Below are 18,107 nucleotides of genomic sequence, written 5' to 3'. Positions count from 1 at the left end.
GCTTAGGCGGATTTGCGCAGGCACACGATATAGAACCCGTCCATGCCGCCCTGCTCGGCCCAGAAATCGGGGCGCAGACGCAGGCCGCCTTCGGAGGATATCCATTCGGGATCAATGCCGTCACGGGCAAGCGCGTCGCGGTCCACGACCATATCGCTATGCCGCTCCAGCGCTTCGTCGATTTGCACTTCGCCCTCGTCGGGCAGCAGGCTACAGGTGCAGAACACCATCCGCCCGCCGGGTTTCAGCAAGGACCACGCATGGTCGAGCAATTCTTCCTGCAACGCGATCAACGCGCCAAAGTCAGAGCCGTCTTTGGCGTGGGGCAGATCGGGGTGGCGGCGGATTGTGCCCGTGGCCGAGCAAGGCGCGTCGAGCAGGATGGCGTCGAACTCGCCCTTGAACTGGCGGGCGTCCTTGATGAAGGTACGGGCGGTCAGCCCCGTGCGGGCAAGGTTCTCTTTGACGCGCTGCATCCGCGAATGGTTGTCGTCCACGGCGCGGACCTCGGCCCCTGTTGTGGCCAATTGCATGGTCTTGCCGCCCGGTGCAGCGCAAAGATCCAGCACGACCTCGCCTTCTTGGGCGTCCAGTATGATCGCGGGCAAAGCGGCGGCGGCGTCCTGCACCCACCAGTCGCCCTCGGCAAAGCCTTCCATTGCGGAAACCTGACCACCGCCGTAATGGCGCACGGAGCCTGTTGGCAGCAGCGTCGCCTCAAGACGGGTGGCCAGTTCGGCGGCATCGCCTTTGGCGCTCAGGTCCAGCGGTGCGCCTTTGAAATGGGCAGTCTCGATCGCGGCGATGGCTTCGGCGCCCCATGCCTCGACCAGCGGACCGCGCAGCCATTTGGGCAGGCGCGGGGCGCGGCGGGCGGTCCATGCGTCGGGGCCTTCGGCGGCGACTTTGCGCAAGACAGCGTTGACCAGACCTTTGAGGTGGCTCAGGTGTTTGTGGCCTGAAACCAGCGTGACCATTGCGTTCACGACACCGTGCGCGGCCCCGCCTGTACACAGCTCGACCGTGCCCACACGGAGCGCATTGCGCACGGTGAGGGGGGGGTATTTGTTCAAATGCTTTTGCAAGATACGGTCGGCGCGCTCCAGCCCGCGCAATGTATCCTGCGCCAGCCGTTGCGCGCGGGCACGGTCATCGGCGGGCAGCTTGTCCAGCACGCCTGCGCCCAGAAGTTCGGACATAAGCTTCCCCTCACCGAGGATCTCATCCAGAAGATAAACCGCAGACTTACGCGCCGCTACGCCGGTGTCGGACATGATGTCGCTTTCTTTATTGGCTGTCTGGCGGTTGTCTGGGACATAGCGCGCCGTATATCAAGGGGCAGTTACCAAAGGAGCCAGCATGTCCGATACCCCAGAAATGGCTACAAATGCCGAAGCTGAGCAAATCACTGATGAGAAAAAGGAGCTGCCAGCGGCTGCAATCAGGGCCCTGGCAGAGGCCGAAGAACGCAGAGCAGCGGAGAAATTGCTGAACCTGCCGCCAGAGTTGGGCGGAAGAGAAGGCCCCGAGCCTGTGCGCTTTGGCGACTGGGAAAAGAAGGGGATCGCGGTCGACTTCTAACCGCACCGCTTGCATTGGAGGGGCAGAGTTTCGTCGAAACTCTGTGCACAAAATTTCTGCGAAATTTTGCCCCCGCCCGCGCCTAAGGTATCACCGCAAAGAAAAGTCGGCGCTTTCGCCCTGACCCTGATCAGATGTGAAGCGGATTTTATTGCCCTGCGTGGTGACTTCCTGACAATTATAGCCCAGATCGTCGCCGCCCCATTCAAGGCTTCGGCAAAAATAGCCGTTTTTCCACGTCCAGTTGCCCGACACATCCCATGTAGCACCACGGCCAGAGATGCTACCATTCGGGCTCACCTTCAGGCGGACCAGTGGGCGCGACAGGGTCTTGCCCGCCACCAGCGTCTTGAACGCAGCTGCACTGTCCACCTTGGTAAACTCCGCGGCGGCGGGGGATGCTGTTACAATCGCCAATACGGCGACGAGCGGGGCAAAACGTTTCATGGCAATTTTCTCCAGACTATAGAACCAATACGCGTGAGGAAGCGTTTTGGTTCCCATTCCGAAAACCCCGCCAGCCGTCAGTCCGCCAAGCCCAGCACATCCAGCATGTCATATTCGCCAGCGTCACGCCCCTGCCCCCACAGCGCCGCCTTCAGCGCACCGCGTGCAAACAGCCCACGGTCTGACGCGATGTGACGCAGGATGATACGCTCTCCCGCTCCGGCAAACATCACATCGTGTTCGCCCACAATGTCCCCACCCCGAATCGCAGAAAAACCAATGTCGCCGCGTTTGCGCACACCTGTGATGCCGTCACGGCCCGAATCGCTTACGTCGTTCAACGCCACACCGCGCCCTTCGGCAGCCGCCTCGCCCAGCATCAGAGCCGTTCCGGAAGGCGCGTCCACTTTTTGATTGTGATGCGATTCGATGATCTCAATGTCGAAATCCTCATCCAGCGCGGCCGCCACCTTGCGGGTCAGCAGGGTCAGCAGATTGACGCCGAGGCTCATGTTGCCGGCCCGCACGATCACCGCACTCTCGGCAGGGGTGCGCAGTTGCGCAATCTCGGCCTCGGTCATGCCGGTGGTGCCGATGACATGCACAATGCCCGCCTTTGCCGCGGCTTGCGCAAAGCCGATCGTTGCAAGGGGCGCGGTGAAATCGATCACCGCATCGGCCTGCGCCAACGCCTGCGCCGCATCCGATGTCACCACGACACCATTTGCAGCCCCGCCCATTGCCTCGCCCAGATCGCGACCGATCCAGTCGTGGCCGGCCCGTTCCAACGCCCCAACGAGATGTGTATCGGGGTGGGCCGCGACCTGTTGCACCAGCATTTGGCCCATTCGTCCCGAAACCCCTGTCACCGTGATCCGCGTTGATTGTGGCATGGCGCTGTCTCCTGTTTTACCGTTGCCAGCGGTGTAGCCTGCGCGCAGGCGGTTGGCAAAGAAGTTCAGACCGCTTAGATGGGGCATATGGCAAAGAACAAATCCCATGGCGGCGCTGGCCCCACCCAAAGACAACTGCGCGTCGGCGAGACGATTCGCCGTGCGCTGAGCGAAGTTCTGGCGCGGGGCGATGTGCACGACCCTGATCTGGGGCGCATGTCCATCACCGTAGGTGAGGTGGTCACCTCCAATGACCTAAAGGTGGCGACTGCTTATGTGCTGCCACTGGGCGGGATCGGGCAGGACGATGTGCTCAAGATCCTTGGCCGCAACAAACACGAAATCCGCAAGCTGGTCGCGAAAAAGCTGACGCTCAAATTCTCGCCCGAGCTGCGGTTCCAGCTGGACCGCACCTTTGACCAGATGGACGAGACACGGCGCATGTTGGCGCAAGACGTGGTGCGCCGCGATGCGGATGCCCCGGATGACGCGGCCGAGCCGCCGGATACCACTGCGTGATGTACCGTGCGGCCCTTGCCTGTCTGGCCGCTGTGCTGGCGCAGCCTGCTGCCGCAGCCGAGTGCCGCGAAGAGGTTTACAAAGATGTCGAATACGCGATCTGCGATGTCGACCTGTCCCGCGATGCCCTGCAATTGTTTTTGTACGATGAGGAAGGCACGCGGCCTTATGGCTACTTCGGCACGCTGAACACGGCACTGAAGAACAAAGGTTTGTCGCTTGGCTTTGCCACCAATGCAGGCATGTACCACGACGACCGCGCGCCCGTTGGTCTGTATATCGAAGACGGAGAAACCGTTCAAAGCGTGATCACCCGCGCAGGTCCGGGTAATTTCGGGCTGCTGCCCAATGGTGTTTTCTGCCTGCGCGAGGACCGCGTCGATGTGATCGAAACACTGCGCTATGTCGAAGACAAAATCGATTGCCCCAACGCTACGCAATCCGGCCCCATGCTGGTCATCGACGGAGAGCTGCACCCCCGCTTCCTGCCCAACTCGACGTCGCGGTTTGTGCGCAACGGCGTCGGCACCAGTGATGACGGGCAGATCGCCAGCTTTGTGATCTCGAACAGTCCTGTCACCTTCCACGCATTCGCCAGTGTCTTCCGCGATCATCTGGGCCTGCGCAATGCGCTTTACTTTGATGGCAATGTATCGCGGCTGCGCGCCCCTGCGCTGGGGCGCAACGACATCGGCTTTGGCGCGCTGGGGCCGATCCTTGGGGTGGTCGAAGGATTGCCACCGAAAGAACCCGCAGCCACGGAAGCCGAACAAGACGGCATTGAAGACAAAGAAGAGTAAAACGCCCCGTTGCGCCCGCCCGCGCAATCTGCAAAACGGCGCCCACCATACCCCGACACACAATATTTCAGAAGGCAGCACATGGCACGCAGACGCAAAGGGCGCGATATTTCCGGCTGGGTCGTGATCGACAAACCCGCAGGGCCGACCTCGACCGCGGTGGTCAACAAAGTCCGCTGGGCCTTTGACGCCCGCAAAGCGGGCCACGCCGGCACGCTGGACCCCGAAGCCACGGGCGTTCTGGCCATCGCATTGGGCGAGGCCACCAAAACCGTGCCCTTCATCACCGACGCCCTCAAAGCCTATGAATTCACCGTCCGTCTGGGCGCTGCCACCAACACCGATGATGCCGAGGGCGAGGTCATCGCCACCTCTGACCTGCGCCCCGACGAGGCGACGATCAAGGAAGCCCTCAATGGTTTTGTCGGCGACATCGAACAGGTGCCACCGCAGTTCTCGGCCGTGAAAATCGACGGGGAACGCGCCTACAAACGCGCCCGCGACGGGGAAGAGATGGAAATTGCCGCCCGCCCCCTGTTTGTGCAAAGCCTGATCCTGCTGGACCGTCCCGATGCCGACCATGTCACGCTTGAGATGGTTTGCGGCAAGGGCGGGTATGTCCGCTCGATCGCGCGGGATCTGGGCGATGTTCTGGGCTGCAAGGGTCACGTGCGTGAATTGCGCCGCACATGGTCCGGCCCCTTTGACGCCGCCGATGCGGTCACGCTGGCGCAGGTGGAGGAGATGGCGAAATCCCCCGAGCTTGACGCGCATCTTGGCCCGCTAGAGCTGGGCCTTGCCGATCTGCCGCAGGTCACCGCCAGCACGGAAGGAGCGCAAAAGCTGCGCAACGGCAACCCTGGCATGGTTTTTGCCACGGACGTGGAATATGGTGACGAATGTTGGGCCGCACATGATGGTCAGGCCGTCGCCGTGGGCACCTACAAGGCAGGTGAATTGCACCCCTCACGCGTGTTCAACACCGCCAGCTGACGACGTGATCACGCGGACCCATACCAAAGGGGATGCGCCCTCGGTCGCCGTGTATTCGGATTGTGAGGTTTACCGCTATAGCCTCACGCGGGTATGGAATGAGGCCGCGCCGCGGCTTGCGTTCATCATGCTCAACCCGTCCACGGCGACCGAAATGCATAACGACCCGACAATCGAACGGTGCGAGCAACGCGCCCGCCGCTTGGGCTTTGGCGGGTTTTGCGCGGCCAATATTTTTGCCATTCGCGCCACAGACCCCCGTGTGATGCGCACTGCCGCCGATCCCGCAGGGCCCGACAACGAAAAGGCGCTGAAAGATGCGGCCGCTTGGGCGGATACCGTCATTGCCGCGTGGGGCGTGCATGGCGCGCACCGTGACCAAGGACCAATCACCGCTGCCCGCTTGCGACAGGCAGGCCACGCGCTCCATCACCTTGGCCTGACCAAAGAAGGCCACCCGCGCCATCCGCTGTATCTTCCTTACAGCGCACAACCGCAAGTATGGGCAAATGACACGGGCCATTAACCTTTTTGGCAGTAGTGTTTTGACGACTCAGGACAAATCTGTGCTTAATCTGTAGGATCAAATAGAATTTTACGAATGGATTCCCTCTTATGTTATGGTTAGCGGGCTTAATGGGGCTGATGGCTGTCGGCACAGTCTCCTTTATGGAGCCGCAGTCCTCTGACGATGAAGATGACTCTGTCGATAATGTCCCGCTCAATCCGGATTTTGCGTCGAACTTTCAGGGTTTGGACGAAGACGAGGCAGGGTTTGACCTTGATTATGATCCGCGCGGTGGCGACGATGCGATCTCGCTTTCCCCGCTTAGCGTGGATGAGGCAGATGCCGTCACCCTGACCGACGGCAGCGATGATGATGATTTTCTGGCAGGCGATGACAGCAACGACAGGATCAGGGGGCTGGATGGCGCTGACCGTTTGGACGGTGGCGATGGCAACGACGAGCTGCGCGGCGATGCGGGTAATGACACCCTGAACGGCGCTGCGGGCAATGACACGCTGCACGGTCAGGATGGTGCAGATATTTTGCGCGGCGGTGCTGCCAATGACGAACTGTTTGGCCACAACGCCAATGACCGTATGTTTGGTGGATCGGGCGACGATGTCATGCAAGGCTCTGCCGGTGATGACCTTGTCGAAGGGGGCATCGGGGCCGATACGCTGCATGGCGGGTTGGACCATGACACGCTGGTCGGCGGCTTGGGGGCCGACATCCTATTTGGCGGCTGGGGCGATGATGTTGTCAGCGGCCTGATGCGCAACGCCAATGGCGGCGACGACGACGAGGCCGATTTTTTGAACGGCGGCGGCGGTGATGACAGCATCCTTGTCGGCAGTGGCGACATTGTCACCGCAGGTGACGGCGCGGATGAGATTGTTCTGGGCGACTGGCTTGCCACAGGCGAGACTGCCGAAATCATGGATTACACCCCCAGCGACGACAGCCTTGTGCTGGTCTGGGATGACAGTGCCCCCGACAGCGACGAGCCGCAGGTCGCGCTTTCCGATGATCCTGAAAGCGACGGGAACACGCTTGTATTCCTCAACGGGCAAGTCGTAGCATCGGTCAACGGCACGGACATCCTGCCTGGCGATATCGCCCTGATCCCGCTGAGCACGGCAACCCAGTTCGGCCTGTCCGACGTCTAGAGCGAAACGCGCCTGCCCGCCCGAGCGCAGTATTCCTTTGCCATCTTTGAAAGATCTGCCTATACGCCCCCATCGCTGGTGCAACGCTGGCGATTCCTCCATGGGCCTGTGCTGGACGACATCCCGGCCTGCGCCATCACACTAACCTTTTGAAAAGGAGACCCCGATGTCGATTACAAAAGAAGAAAAAACCCGCATCATGAAAGAATTCGGCGCCAAAGACGGCGATACCGGTTCCCCAGAAGTGCAGGTTGCTGTGCTCAGCTCGCGGATCGCGACCCTGACAGAGCACTTCAAGACCCACAAAAAAGACAACCACGGCCGCCGTGGTCTGCTGAAAATGGTCGCAACGCGCCGCAAGCTTCTGGACTATGTTAAGTCCAAAGATGTTGCCCGTTACCAAGACCTGATCAAACGTTTGGGCCTGCGCCGCTAAGCGCTGGCTGCCCTGCGACCCAGTCGCAAGGTCTTACAGATAAACCGCGTTCTTTCCCGAAAGAGCGCGGTTTTTTGCATTTCACAACCCAAGCGTGCAAAAATGTTCATTTACAACTCTAAACTGATACCTCTTGTCGCTTTTTCTCCTTTGTTAATCAATCCGGATCAACAACAGTGATCCCCATAAAAAAGGGAGAGATCCATGAGATCACTATTAATCGCGGGCGTGCTGTTGTTCACGCTACTGACATTCTATTCCGCGCTTTGGTTCAAATCAGAGACCATCCAGGCGGATATTACAAAGCGGGTCACAGAAGACCTGACCGAAGCAAACGCCAAAGACATCGAGATTGATGTCGACGGCCGCCATGTCACCCTCAGCGGTGTTGTCTATGACGCCGCCACCGAGGATGCCTATCTGGACACCGCCAATGACACCTACGGCGCATTGGGCCCCATCGACGGGCTGACCCTGCGCGATGGCGGCGGCTTCCTGAAGGCCGTGAAATCGGCGGACGGTATCACGCTGACCGGTGCAGTTCCCTCCGAGGAAGCCCGCACTGCCCTTCTTGAAGCGGCGACGAAAGGCACCGATGGAAGCGTTACCGACGCGATGACAGTCGGCGCAGCCGAAGGTGCGTGGACAGAAGAGGCTGGCCTTGGTCTGGCGCAGATGGCCGCGCTGTCGTCTGGTGCATTGTCCGTGACGCCCGACAACTACACATTGTCCGGCACAACAAATGGCGATGTCGCCGCAGTGAACGCGCCTTTGGCGGACCGCGCTGGCTGGCAATCGTTTGTATCTGCTCCGACCGTGCAATCGGATTTGACGGCACAGCTGGGAACGCTCAACGCTGACGTCTCGGACCTGAAGGGTCAGGTTGAAACGCTGACGGGCGACGTGGCCGCACGTGATGAAACCATCGCGGGCCTCACTTCCGAGCGGGACACCCTGTCCACGTCCTTGACGGCAATGACCCTGTCACGCGACGCGGCACTGGACCAGGGCGACGCAACCACCGCTGATGTAATTGCGGAACGCGACGCGCTGGCCGCACAACTGGAAAGCGTGAATGCAACGCGTGGCGTCCTATCCGAGACCGTAACAGGTCTGACCGGGGAACGTGACACGCTCAAGCAATCCGTCGCGGCGGTCACCGCCGAGCGGGACACCGCATTGACCGATCTGGACAACCTGCGGGCAAGTTTGAACGATACGCAATCCAGCACATCAACGCTGCGCGGAGAACTGTCGGACGCACAGGCACAAGTGGCCGAACGCGATGCAACAATCGAAGGTCTGAACGGCGAAGTCGCCGATCTGACGGACCAGCTTGCAACGCAAACCACGTCGATGAATGCAGGCCAGCAGGAAGACGCCGCCTTGCGCGCGCAGATTGCCGAGCAGACAGGCACGATCGACACGTTGACGGCAGATGTCGCAGCACGCGACACCACCATCGCAGGGCTTCAGGGCGATCTGGCCACAGCCAATGGCGCGCTGGAAACAGCAAACGCGCAGGTCGATACGCTGACGGCGGATATCGCAGCACGCGATACCGCCATCGCCGGGCTTGAGGGTGATCTTGCCGAAGCCACCGAAGCAAAGACAGCTGCAATGGCGCAGGTTGAGGGCCTTACCGCCCAAGCCGGTGCTGCCGCAGAAACCACAGCCCAAATCGCGACTTTGACGGATCAGGTCGCAACCCTGCAAGCCAAAGGCGACGAGATGGCCGCCGAGGTTGGCACGCTGACCGCGATGGTCGAAGAACGGGACGCGACAATTGCCGACCTTCAGGCCGCTGCTTCTGCTGCGACCACCACAGCGGACAACACAGGCAACGCATCGCAGATCGCTGCACAATGTGGCGCCCGCGCCGGCGAGATTTTGCAAAACGCACAGATCAACTTCTCCAGTGGGACGGCCAACATCCGCAGCACATCTGTGGAAACGCTAGAGCGGTTGACCGGTATTGCGCTGGCCTGTGCCGACAGTGGGCTGGCCGTGGAAATTGGCGGTCACACCGACAGCCAAGGCTCGGATACCAGCAACCAGTCGCTGAGCGAACTTCGCGCCCAAGCGGTTGCCCGGTTCATGACGGATCGCGGTGTGCCTGCGGATACACTCAACCCCATCGGGTTCGGCGAAGCGCAGCCCATCGGCGACAATGAGACCCGTGAGGGCCGTCAGGCAAACCGCCGCATCTCGTTTGAATGGCAGGCGCGCTGATCCGCGCCCGCTCCACATACTCCTAAAAATATAAAAGTTCAGGGAAACCACTATGACTTATCTTTTGACACAAATGTTCCTCTACCTGCTTGTTGCCTTCCTTCTGGGTCTGCTGTTGGGCTGGCTGCTGTGGCGCTATGGCAAACCCACAGGCGACGAGATTGACGCAATGCGTGCCGAAAACAGCCGCCTGCGCAGCGATCTTGAGACCTGCAACATGAAGACCGCCCGCCTTGAGGCCGCCGCTGATGCACCGCGTGCCGCATCTGTTGCCGCCGCACCTGTCGTGGCCCCAGCCCCCGCAGTAGAAGCGGCACCTGTCGCCGAAGCAGCCCCTGTGGAAGTCAAAGAAGCCAGCAAGCCCGAAGGCCTGTCCGCCCCCCGTGGCGGCACCGCAGACGAGCTTCAGCTGATCCACGGTGTTGGTCCGAAAATGGAAGGCATGTTGCACAATCTGGGCTACTACCACTTTGACCAGATCGCCAACTGGACCGCGGCCGAGGTCGCGTGGGTTGACGACAACCTTGAAGGGTTCAAAGGCCGCGTCACACGCGACAAATGGCAGCCGCAGGCCAAAGTGCTGGCACGCGGCTAAACCACCCCACATACGACAGATCAGAGCGGGCCTTGGGGTCCGCTCTTTTTCTTTGCGCAGCGTGCATTTTGCGCCTAAGCCTTGGCCGATCTTATTTTGCGGAAAGGGTGCGCGCCATGTCCAAGACGATTGTAAACAGCTGGAACGAGTGGGACCCGCTGAAACATGTGATCGTTGGCCGCGCCGATGATTGCCACATCCCGCCGGAAGAACCCGCGCTGGACGCAAAAGTCCCCGAGGACAGCGATATGCGCGGCCAGTGGGGCCGCCGCCCACAAGAAACCATCGACCGCGCCAACGAGCTGCTGGATAACTTTGCCGCGATGCTGGAAAAGCGCGGCGTGCGCGTGGACCGTCCGACCCCCATCGACCACTCTGTGCCCGCCACCACGCCTGACTTTCACACCGAGAGCCAGTTCGGCTGTATGCCGCCGCGTGACGTGCTGCTGACGGTCGGCAGTGAGATGTTGGAGGCGACGATGTCCTATCGCTGCCGTTGGTTCGAATACCTGAACTATCGCCCCCTCATGCAGCAGTATTTCGACGAAGACCCCAACTTTCGCCACGAAAGCGCGCCCAAGCCGCGCCTGACGGATGCGGATTACCACCCCGATTACCTCAGCGATAAAATCGGCGACACAAAACGTCTTGAATGGGCGGCCAAGAAATTCTTTGTCACCACCGAAGAAGAGCCACTGTTTGACGCCGCCGATGTGCTGCGTTTTGGCCGCGATCTGGTTGTGCAGCACGGGTTCACGACGAACCTCAAGGGTATCGAATGGCTGCGCCGCCACTTCCCCGATCACCGTGTGCACACGGTCAACTTCCCCGGTGATCCCTACCCCATTCACATCGACGCGACGTTCACGCCCCTGCGCCCGGGGTTGATCCTGAACAACCCGCACCGTCGCCTGCCCGAAGAGCAGCGCAAGATGTACAACGACAATGGCTGGGAAATCGTAGACGCCGCAACACCTGCACATAACACACCCCCGCCGCTGTGCTATAGCTCCACTTGGCTCAGCATGAACGTGCTGGTGCTGGACCCCAAAACCGTCTGCGTCGAGAAATCCGAGGTCTATCAGGCCGAGCAGATGGACAAACTTGGCATGGAAGTGGTCGAGGTCGAACTGCGCGATGCTTACGCGTTCGGCGGCGGCCTGCACTGCTGCACGGCAGACGTCTACCGCGAAGGCGTGTGCGAAGATTACTTCCCGAGCCTCTCTAAATAAACCGCGCCAGTCATGGCGTGAACTCTGACCCTGAAGGACCACGCCATGACCGATACGCCCAACGTCGACCAACTTCTCGCCAACGCCCAAGCGCTTGCGAATGACCCGACCGCCACCCCCGACCAGATCGAAGCGATGGTGGTCGAGACCGTCTCGGCCTTTGAAGCGCGCCTGCAACACAACTTCGCCCGCGGCCCGTTCTTTGTGAAACTGCGCAGTAAGCTGGCGGCGGAGGGTCACGCGGAGTTGGCCCAAACCGTCTACACCTACTACCTCGCCGCCAATGTGCTTAAACACGGCGGCGGTAAAAGCCTGCGCGAGCTGGAAAAGATCGAACCTGCGCCGTTTATATTGCAAGACATTGAAGGCAAGGCGCTGATTGATGTGACGGCGGACGGATTTTTGCGTGGGTTGGTTGAAGTGTTAGCTAAATCTAGACAAGCCTTTCCCGCGAAATAGCTGCCTCGCAGCAAACGGCAGCTTCGAGCTTGAAGTGACCGATGCTGCAATGAGTACGAATGGCTGCACTGGGTGAACAAGTGTATCAAATTTGTGGTCCTTTACTTGATACACTTGACAGTCAAAACGGAAGAAGAGCCCAATGCAAAATCGTAACTTTACTAGGCTACAGACGCCATATAAGGTTTTCTTATCATGGCTGGCAGGATGAAAAGATGGATATTAAAGTGGCCCTCCGCGTCGTCCAGGTCATATCATTGCTGATCGGCGTTACTGTATTCGTGACAGGGAAAGACTTTATTGGCGATATAAATTTTGATGACATTGAAGACGTTTTTTTGTTTTTAGCAGAAGTCTTTTTCGCGCTTTTCAAGCTGTTAGTAACCTACGTTGCAGTTGTGCTATCGATAGCGCTTACAATTCCTGTAGTAGCCATGGATCTAATCTATAATTTCTTCATTTCCTCTGGATCATGGGACACCATTTTTTTACTAGGTGATATGTGGAACCTCTCGTGGAACGTTATTGTCGTCGATTGGTTTTGGGAAAAAACGCAGGGATTGCATTTGCTTGGAGCGTTTCTATTAACCACTCCAATTGGTTTCTTTATCGATACTGCTGCCCACGAAACATAACCATTTTGTGCTAGTCGTGAATATAGAATTTTCGACGTTGAGAAAGTGTGGCCAATTAAACTGCATACATGATAGCCAAACAAGCTGGAACGTCAGATTGCTGCCCTGTTCGGATCGTAACTGTCATGGGCCCATTTGTAGCGTTCAAGCGATGTGACGTTACCTTTTCATTGTGACTACTACCGAGAATGGCAGCTTCGTCCGCAAAGAAGAAATGGCTACTCACGCTAAACGTGATCACACTTCCCCCTCCCTTCCCATCCTCCCCAATCTCATGTACAGCCCCACACATCGACGCGCTTGTGCCAAGTCCCCAGCATAGGCGTGCAAAACAGGGGTCAGAGGGAATACGCCCTCTATGCAAAGGGCCGCCCAAAGATGTTGGGGGCCAACAAGGAAACGATGATGTTTAACGAAGTTAAAAAATGCATGCAGTGGGGCGAAGAGACGCTCACACTGGAAACAGGGAAAGTTGCGCGCCAAGCCGACGGTTCCGTCATCGCCACATATGGCGAGACATCCGTGATGGCGAACGTGACATTCGCGCGCAAGCAAAAGCCGGGTCAGGACTTTTTCCCACTGACCGTGCACTACAACGAGAAATATTACGCTGCGGGTAAAATCCCCGGTGGCTTTTTCAAACGCGAAGCGCGTCCTACTGAAAAAGAAACGCTGACAAGCCGTCTGATCGACCGTCCGATCCGCCCGCTGTTCGTCCCCGGCTTCAAAAACGAAGTACTGGTGATGTGTACCGTTCTGTCACACGATCTGGTTAACGATCCCGATATGGTTGCGATGATCGCCGCCTCTGCCGCGCTAACCATTTCCGGCGCGCCGTTCATGGGTCCAATTGCCGCGTGCCGCGTGGGCTATGAGGGTGGCGATTACATCCTGAACCCTGAAATCGACGACATGCAGGACCTCAAGAACAACCCTGACCAGCGTCTGGACCTTGTCGTTGCAGGCACCAAAGACGCCGTGATGATGGTTGAATCCGAAGCATACGAGCTGTCGGAAGAAGAAATGCTGGGTGCGGTGAAGTTCGCGCATGAGCAGATCCAGCCGGTTATCGACCTGATCATCGATCTGGCCGAAACAGCCGCGAAAGAGCCGTTTGACTTCCAGCCTGTTGACTACTCCGACCTCTCTGCTGCTGTGAAAAAAGCGGGCGAGAAAGAAATGCGTGCCGCTTTCGCAATCGGTGACAAGCAAGAGCGCACCGCCGCTGTTGCCGCCGCACGTGAGACGATCATGGCAGCCCTGTCCGAAGAGCAGCAGGCCGATGCAAACCTCGGTTCCGCGATGAAGGGTCTTGAAGCCTCCATCCTGCGCGGTGACGTTGTGAAAACCGGCGTGCGTATCGACGGTCGCAAGACGGACGAGATCCGCGACATCGTATCCCAAACCGGCATCCTGCCCCGCACACACGGCTCTGCCCTGTTTACACGCGGCGAGACGCAAGGCTTGGTCGTGACCACACTGGGCACAGGCGACGACGAGCAGTTCATCGACGCGCTGCACGGCAACTTCAAATCCAACTTCCTGCTGCACTATAACTTCCCACCCTACTCGGTTGGTGAAGTTGGTCGCGTTGGTCCTCCGGGTCGCCGCGAAATCGGTCACGGTAAACTTGCATGGCGCGCCCTTCAGGCCGTTCTGCCCGCCGCGACAGACTTCCCCTACACCATTCGTCTGGTCTCCGAGATCACCGAATCCAACGGCTCGTCCTCCATGGCGTCCGTTTGTGGTGGCTCCCTGTCGATGATGGATGCGGGCGTGCCGCTCAAATCCGCTGTTGCCGGTGTTGCCATGGGTCTGATCCTCGAAGAAGACGGCTCCTACGCGATCCTGTCGGACATCCTGGGTGACGAAGACCACCTTGGCGACATGGACTTTAAAGTGGCCGGTACAGAGGCGGGCATCACGTCCCTGCAAATGGACATCAAGATCGCAGGCATCACGCCCGAGATCATGGAAAAAGCCTTGGCCCAAGCCAAAGCAGGCCGTTTGCACATTCTGGGCGAGATGAACAAATCCATCTCGGGCGCTCAGGAATTCAGTGTCCACGCACCACGCATCGAGACCATGCAGATCCCCACGGATAAAATCCGCGAAGTGATCGGTTCCGGCGGTAAAGTCATCCGCGAGATCGTCGAAGTGTCGGGCGCAAAGGTCGACATCAACGACGAAGGCATCATCAAAATCGCGTCGCCCAACGGCGAAGCGATCAAGAAAGCCTATGACATGATCCACTCCATCGTGGCCGAGCCTGAAGAGGGCAAGGTCTATACCGGTACGGTCGTGAAAATCGTCGACTTCGGCGCATTCGTGAACTTCTTCGGCAAGCGCGACGGTCTGGTGCACGTGTCCCAGATCGAAAACCGCCGCCTGAACCACCCTTCAGACGTTCTGAAGGAAGGTCAGGAAGTGAAAGTGAAGCTCTTGGGCTTTGACGATCGCGGCAAGGTACGCCTGTCCATGAAAGTGGTCGATCAGGAAACCGGCGAAGAAGTGACAGAAGAGAAGAAAGAAGACTAAGTCTTTTTTCCTTTCAAAAGACATTGGCCCCTGTGGAAACGCGGGGGCCTTTTTCGCGTCTTATGCAGAGAATCAGTGGGCATATTTTCGGCCTGTTGATCCCGCTTTAGAAACGTAGCGAAGGATGACTGCGGGACTTTAGCAGGAATTCGAAACAGTGCGACGGCGGTTTACGTGCTAGATTTGCAGTTAGTTCCGCAGATAAGTTGAAAATTTAATACAGTTATTTCATATACTTGCACGCCCCGCGCGGACTTGCGCCGTATCATGCCCCCTGCATAGTGTGGAAATCCAGACTCACGATCATGCAACTTTTCGGCTAATCTGCTTGTTGTATTTGAGAAACATTTAAATCTGGAGACACTGCCATGTCATTTATTGACCGTCGTACCTTGTTGCTTTCGGGCGCTGCTGCGCTTGCCGCAGGCCCCGCCCTCGCCGCATATCAGGTGCCGAACCACCTGCGCCCACGCATCGTCGATATCAAGGACCGCTTTCGTCCCAACGAGATTCACGTCGACCCCGGCAATTTTGCCCTTTACTGGACCATGCCCGGTGGCAAGGCCATCCGCTACTCTGTCGGGATCGGCACACGCGGTCGTTATAAATCCGGCACCTTCCGCATTCGCCGCAAGGCCGAATGGCCCAGCTGGACGCCGACCAAAGCGATGATCCGCCGTGAGCCGCATATCTATGCAAAACACGCAGGCGGCATGAAGGGCGGCGGCATGAACCCGCTGGGCGCGCGTGCGCTCTATCTCTATAGCGGGGACCGCGACACATATCTGCGCATCCACGGCACGCCAAAACCGCAGACCGTCGCGGCACGTGTTTCGAACGGCTGTGTGCGGATGATCAACGCCCATGTGATTGATCTGTATGACCGTGTGCCCAACGGCACCCGCGTTGTGCTGCACTAGCCACCCTTGGCCTAAGGCCGAGTATCGCATTGACTTGACACGCCAAAACTGGAACTTTCCCGTGAATTCACGGGTGAGTTCATGATGACCAAGGCACAAAAATATCCTGCGGGGCTGGCGCAATTGCGATGCGACACGGCCTCTGACGGGACGCAGTTCTATTGGGCAAAGCAAGAGTTTCATGACCCTGCTTTGCTTGACTCCCAGACCGATTTTGCGGCGCCCGAACTTATCGCGCCACAAACGCTGCTGAAACAAGCCCGTCAGCGCTTCATTTACCGCACCCCTGACGCGCGCGAGACTGTGGTGGTTAAACTCTTCCCGCTAAGCTTTATCGGATCGAAACTGCGGCACCCGAAATATGCCTACCGCGAATTCTGGAACACAGTGCGCGCAAAGGAACTCGGCGTTGCTGTGCCAGAGCCGCTGTGTTTCATCGAGAAGCGGCATGTAGGTCTGGTTTGCTGTTCCGGCATCGTGCAGCAGTACCTTGGCAGCTATACCGACCTGCGCAGCCTCTACCTCGCGGGTCAGCTCAGCTACCGCGAGGTTGCCCGCCACGCGACCCCTGTTCTGGTCGAAATGTTCGAGAAGGGCGCAAACCATATTGACCTGCGGGACGAGAATATCATGTTGGACACCACCACAGGTGCGCTCAAGGTGATCGACTGGCAATATGCCAGCTTTACCGCGCCCCGTGCGCCGTGGCTTCTTGAATATCTCACGGCCTACTTTATTCGTCTCGCACCCGAGGAATACCGCGCAGAACTCAGCGCTGACTGGCTGCCCGAGGTGGCCCAACATGCAGGCCTGAGCCACCCCGATACAGCGCAATACCTCGCCCGCGCACGCGCATTGCTGCCCAACCGCGCCAAGGTGAAACAACGGCTTGCCCTCAGCGAGGTTGCGGTCTGATGGTGAACACCCTTGCCGCCAGAATAGTAAACCGCCTGCGCCTGTTCAGGGCGCGCCGTATGCATAAAACGGTACGGTTCAAAGTCGGCGATGTGCATGGCTTTTACGCAGCGATGAACGCCGCCGACATTCCTTATTGCGTGCTCAGATGGGCCGATGATGTCCCCTTTGCGGGCGCAAGCGATGCGGCGTATGCCCATGATGTTGACCACCTGATCGGGCGGCATGTGATCGCTGACATTTACCGCATAGCCTCGGCCCGGCCCGGTCGTGCGAAATGTGATTTCTATTCAATCAACGGAGAACGCGGCAGCGCCTACGCACGCATGCCCTACCTCACCCCTGCCCTTGCTGCGGGCATACTTGAGGGCCGTGTGCGCGACGGCTACCCTTTCTATGTCCCAAACGTGAAGGACGCATTTTTCTCCTTCGCCTACCATCTGGTTTATCACAAAGGGACCGCGTGCGGCGTCGCCACAGGGATAGACGGGATCACCCCTAACCCCTCGCCGGCGCGTGACTATCTGGCAGAGCTTTTGCGCCTTGCAGCCCGTGCGGACATAAAGCTCGGCGCGGACACGACGTTGCTAGCCGTGCATGAGCTGTTGCGCACCCATCGCTGGAACATGCCCCTCGATCTGATGGTGCGCTGGCCCCGCAAGCACGCCGTCCTGCGCGCATTGATGGCGCATGATCAGGCGTTGCTTCAGCCGCTGGTGGATCAAGTCGCGGGGATCTACGTTTTTGTCCTGCGCTCGCAATCCCGCGTCCCGCAAAATCAGGCCCTCGCCGTCGAGATGATCTCGACCCGTTTTGACGTGCTCGATACCCGCGTGCTGAGCAGTGCAGAGGTCGCATCGCTGTCGCGCCTTACCCGTGGCGGAAACTGGTATGAAAAAAGCCACGTTGATCCGATCCTGCCGACCGATATTATCGTGTGCCGCGAACGCAGCCAACGCGGCCCATTGCCGGATGGCATGTCCGCCGAAAAGATCGCAAAGCGCTATCCCCATATCCACAACACCGACGTCTTGATCAAACGCGAAGTCAGATCGGCTCTGCGCAAAGCTCAAAGCGACCCTGAAACACAAACGTCAGTCCATGCCACGGACAACCCCACCGAAACCGCCGAGACGCTGCATGCCGTGATGGGCGACGACATCGGGCGCTACCTCCTCAACTTGCGTCACCACCCCTAAAACCTCAAACGCGTCATCAATCTTTGGGTCATGGTCCGA

19 protein-coding genes are annotated in these 18,107 nt (G+C 58.8%); 16 read left to right on the top strand and 3 right to left on the bottom strand.

Going from position 1 to position 18,107, the window contains the following annotated elements; all coding sequences use genetic code 11:
* Positions 1 to 2 precede the first annotated feature (2 nt).
* On the bottom strand, positions 3 to 1,274 hold the full coding sequence (locus ABMC88_RS09190; RefSeq protein ID WP_349576565.1) for an RsmB/NOP family class I SAM-dependent RNA methyltransferase: 1,272 nt from the start codon (positions 1,272 to 1,274) through the stop codon (positions 3 to 5).
* Positions 1,275 to 1,377: 103 nt separating this feature from the next.
* Here ABMC88_RS09190 and ABMC88_RS09185 point away from each other — a divergent pair, with 103 nt between their 5' ends.
* A complete protein-coding gene (locus ABMC88_RS09185; RefSeq protein WP_349576630.1) occupies positions 1,378 to 1,581 on the top strand; it encodes a DUF1674 domain-containing protein in 204 nt (67 codons plus the stop codon).
* Between the two features lie 90 nt (positions 1,582 to 1,671).
* Here the strand turns inward: ABMC88_RS09185 and ABMC88_RS09180 are convergent, their stop codons facing one another.
* Positions 1,672 to 2,028 (bottom strand): dihydrodipicolinate reductase, encoded by a 357-nt coding sequence (locus ABMC88_RS09180; RefSeq protein WP_349576564.1) that lies wholly within the window; start codon positions 2,026 to 2,028, stop codon positions 1,672 to 1,674.
* Between the two features lie 77 nt (positions 2,029 to 2,105).
* The gene (gene dapB / locus ABMC88_RS09175; RefSeq protein ID WP_349576629.1) at positions 2,106 to 2,921 is read right to left on the bottom strand and encodes a 4-hydroxy-tetrahydrodipicolinate reductase; all 816 of its coding nucleotides are present in this window, start codon (positions 2,919 to 2,921) and stop codon (positions 2,106 to 2,108) included.
* An 87-nt stretch (positions 2,922 to 3,008) separates the two neighbouring features.
* On the opposite strand from dapB, the gene rbfA reads away from it, so the two are divergent.
* The 15 genes from rbfA (at position 3,009) to ABMC88_RS09100 (ending at position 18,068) form a co-directional block, all read left to right on the top strand.
* Positions 3,009 to 3,440: a 30S ribosome-binding factor RbfA gene (gene rbfA, locus ABMC88_RS09170; RefSeq protein WP_349576563.1), complete on the top strand. Its 432-nt coding sequence runs from the start codon at positions 3,009 to 3,011 to the stop codon at positions 3,438 to 3,440.
* Positions 3,440 to 4,240, top strand: a complete 801-nt coding sequence (locus tag ABMC88_RS09165; protein ID WP_349576628.1) for a phosphodiester glycosidase family protein — start codon at positions 3,440 to 3,442, stop codon at positions 4,238 to 4,240. Before rbfA ends, ABMC88_RS09165 begins: the two co-directional genes overlap by 1 nt.
* A gap of 81 nt (positions 4,241 to 4,321) precedes the next feature.
* Positions 4,322 to 5,233 (top strand): tRNA pseudouridine(55) synthase TruB, encoded by a 912-nt coding sequence (gene truB, locus ABMC88_RS09160; protein WP_349576562.1) that lies wholly within the window; start codon positions 4,322 to 4,324, stop codon positions 5,231 to 5,233.
* A 4-nt stretch (positions 5,234 to 5,237) separates the two neighbouring features.
* Positions 5,238 to 5,759 (top strand): DUF1643 domain-containing protein, encoded by a 522-nt coding sequence (locus ABMC88_RS09155; RefSeq protein WP_349576561.1) that lies wholly within the window; start codon positions 5,238 to 5,240, stop codon positions 5,757 to 5,759.
* A 119-nt stretch (positions 5,760 to 5,878) separates the two neighbouring features.
* Positions 5,879 to 6,907: a calcium-binding protein gene (locus ABMC88_RS09150; RefSeq protein WP_349576560.1), complete on the top strand. Its 1,029-nt coding sequence runs from the start codon at positions 5,879 to 5,881 to the stop codon at positions 6,905 to 6,907.
* Between the two features lie 166 nt (positions 6,908 to 7,073).
* Complete coding sequence (rpsO, locus tag ABMC88_RS09145) at positions 7,074 to 7,343, top strand: 30S ribosomal protein S15 (RefSeq protein WP_349576559.1); 270 nt, start codon at positions 7,074 to 7,076, stop codon at positions 7,341 to 7,343.
* A 204-nt stretch (positions 7,344 to 7,547) separates the two neighbouring features.
* Entirely contained in the window at positions 7,548 to 9,575 is a 2,028-nt protein-coding gene (locus ABMC88_RS09140; RefSeq protein WP_349576558.1) for an OmpA family protein, read from the top strand.
* Positions 9,576 to 9,627: 52 nt separating this feature from the next.
* Positions 9,628 to 10,170 (top strand): helix-hairpin-helix domain-containing protein, encoded by a 543-nt coding sequence (locus ABMC88_RS09135; RefSeq protein ID WP_349576557.1) that lies wholly within the window; start codon positions 9,628 to 9,630, stop codon positions 10,168 to 10,170.
* A 116-nt stretch (positions 10,171 to 10,286) separates the two neighbouring features.
* Positions 10,287 to 11,402 carry a serine/threonine protein kinase gene (locus ABMC88_RS09130; RefSeq protein ID WP_349576556.1) on the top strand — a complete coding sequence of 372 codons (1,116 nt, stop codon included), beginning with the start codon at positions 10,287 to 10,289 and terminating at the stop codon, positions 11,400 to 11,402.
* A 45-nt stretch (positions 11,403 to 11,447) separates the two neighbouring features.
* On the top strand, positions 11,448 to 11,861 hold the full coding sequence (locus ABMC88_RS09125; protein ID WP_349576555.1) for a hypothetical protein: 414 nt from the start codon (positions 11,448 to 11,450) through the stop codon (positions 11,859 to 11,861).
* A gap of 59 nt (positions 11,862 to 11,920) precedes the next feature.
* Positions 11,921 to 12,496 carry a hypothetical protein gene (locus ABMC88_RS09120; protein ID WP_349576554.1) on the top strand — a complete coding sequence of 192 codons (576 nt, stop codon included), beginning with the start codon at positions 11,921 to 11,923 and terminating at the stop codon, positions 12,494 to 12,496.
* 405 nt (positions 12,497 to 12,901) lie between these two features.
* Positions 12,902 to 15,034, top strand: coding sequence for a polyribonucleotide nucleotidyltransferase (gene pnp / locus ABMC88_RS09115; protein ID WP_349576627.1), 2,133 nt, complete (start codon positions 12,902 to 12,904; stop codon positions 15,032 to 15,034).
* A 368-nt stretch (positions 15,035 to 15,402) separates the two neighbouring features.
* Positions 15,403 to 15,954, top strand: a complete 552-nt coding sequence (locus ABMC88_RS09110) for a L,D-transpeptidase (protein ID WP_349576553.1) — start codon at positions 15,403 to 15,405, stop codon at positions 15,952 to 15,954.
* A gap of 81 nt (positions 15,955 to 16,035) precedes the next feature.
* On the top strand, positions 16,036 to 16,869 hold the full coding sequence (locus ABMC88_RS09105) for an RIO2 family protein (RefSeq protein WP_349576552.1): 834 nt from the start codon (positions 16,036 to 16,038) through the stop codon (positions 16,867 to 16,869).
* Positions 16,869 to 18,068, top strand: a complete 1,200-nt coding sequence (locus ABMC88_RS09100; RefSeq protein WP_349576551.1) for a hypothetical protein — start codon at positions 16,869 to 16,871, stop codon at positions 18,066 to 18,068. Before ABMC88_RS09105 ends, ABMC88_RS09100 begins: the two co-directional genes overlap by 1 nt.
* Positions 18,069 to 18,107: the final 39 nt, after the last annotated feature.

The organism is Sulfitobacter aquimarinus (assembly GCF_040149565.1).
Classification (GTDB): Bacteria; Pseudomonadota; Alphaproteobacteria; order Rhodobacterales; family Rhodobacteraceae; genus Sulfitobacter; species Sulfitobacter aquimarinus.
The sequence above is the reverse complement of the archived record's forward strand: the minus strand, read 5'-3'. Positions and strand labels throughout refer to the sequence as shown.

Excerpts from the sequence above, each read along its gene's own strand:
- ABMC88_RS09190 (WP_349576565.1), bottom strand. The coding sequence starts at position 1,274 with ATGTCCGACACCGGCGTAGCGGCGCGTAAGTCTGCGGTTTATCTTCTG.
- ABMC88_RS09185 (WP_349576630.1), top strand. The coding sequence starts at position 1,378 with ATGGCTACAAATGCCGAAGCTGAGCAAATCACTGATGAGAAAAAGGAG.
- ABMC88_RS09180 (WP_349576564.1), bottom strand. The coding sequence starts at position 2,028 with ATGAAACGTTTTGCCCCGCTCGTCGCCGTATTGGCGATTGTAACAGCA.
- dapB (WP_349576629.1), bottom strand. The coding sequence starts at position 2,921 with ATGCCACAATCAACGCGGATCACGGTGACAGGGGTTTCGGGACGAATG.
- rbfA (WP_349576563.1), top strand. The coding sequence starts at position 3,009 with ATGGCAAAGAACAAATCCCATGGCGGCGCTGGCCCCACCCAAAGACAA.
- ABMC88_RS09165 (WP_349576628.1), top strand. The coding sequence starts at position 3,440 with ATGTACCGTGCGGCCCTTGCCTGTCTGGCCGCTGTGCTGGCGCAGCCT.
- truB (WP_349576562.1), top strand. The coding sequence starts at position 4,322 with ATGGCACGCAGACGCAAAGGGCGCGATATTTCCGGCTGGGTCGTGATC.
- ABMC88_RS09150 (WP_349576560.1), top strand. The coding sequence starts at position 5,879 with ATGGCTGTCGGCACAGTCTCCTTTATGGAGCCGCAGTCCTCTGACGAT.
- rpsO (WP_349576559.1), top strand. The coding sequence starts at position 7,074 with ATGTCGATTACAAAAGAAGAAAAAACCCGCATCATGAAAGAATTCGGC.
- ABMC88_RS09140 (WP_349576558.1), top strand. The coding sequence starts at position 7,548 with ATGAGATCACTATTAATCGCGGGCGTGCTGTTGTTCACGCTACTGACA.
- ABMC88_RS09135 (WP_349576557.1), top strand. The coding sequence starts at position 9,628 with ATGACTTATCTTTTGACACAAATGTTCCTCTACCTGCTTGTTGCCTTC.
- ABMC88_RS09130 (WP_349576556.1), top strand. The coding sequence starts at position 10,287 with ATGTCCAAGACGATTGTAAACAGCTGGAACGAGTGGGACCCGCTGAAA.
- ABMC88_RS09125 (WP_349576555.1), top strand. The coding sequence starts at position 11,448 with ATGACCGATACGCCCAACGTCGACCAACTTCTCGCCAACGCCCAAGCG.
- ABMC88_RS09120 (WP_349576554.1), top strand. The coding sequence starts at position 11,921 with ATGGCTGCACTGGGTGAACAAGTGTATCAAATTTGTGGTCCTTTACTT.
- pnp (WP_349576627.1), top strand. The coding sequence starts at position 12,902 with ATGTTTAACGAAGTTAAAAAATGCATGCAGTGGGGCGAAGAGACGCTC.
- ABMC88_RS09110 (WP_349576553.1), top strand. The coding sequence starts at position 15,403 with ATGTCATTTATTGACCGTCGTACCTTGTTGCTTTCGGGCGCTGCTGCG.
- ABMC88_RS09105 (WP_349576552.1), top strand. The coding sequence starts at position 16,036 with ATGATGACCAAGGCACAAAAATATCCTGCGGGGCTGGCGCAATTGCGA.
- ABMC88_RS09100 (WP_349576551.1), top strand. The coding sequence starts at position 16,869 with ATGGTGAACACCCTTGCCGCCAGAATAGTAAACCGCCTGCGCCTGTTC.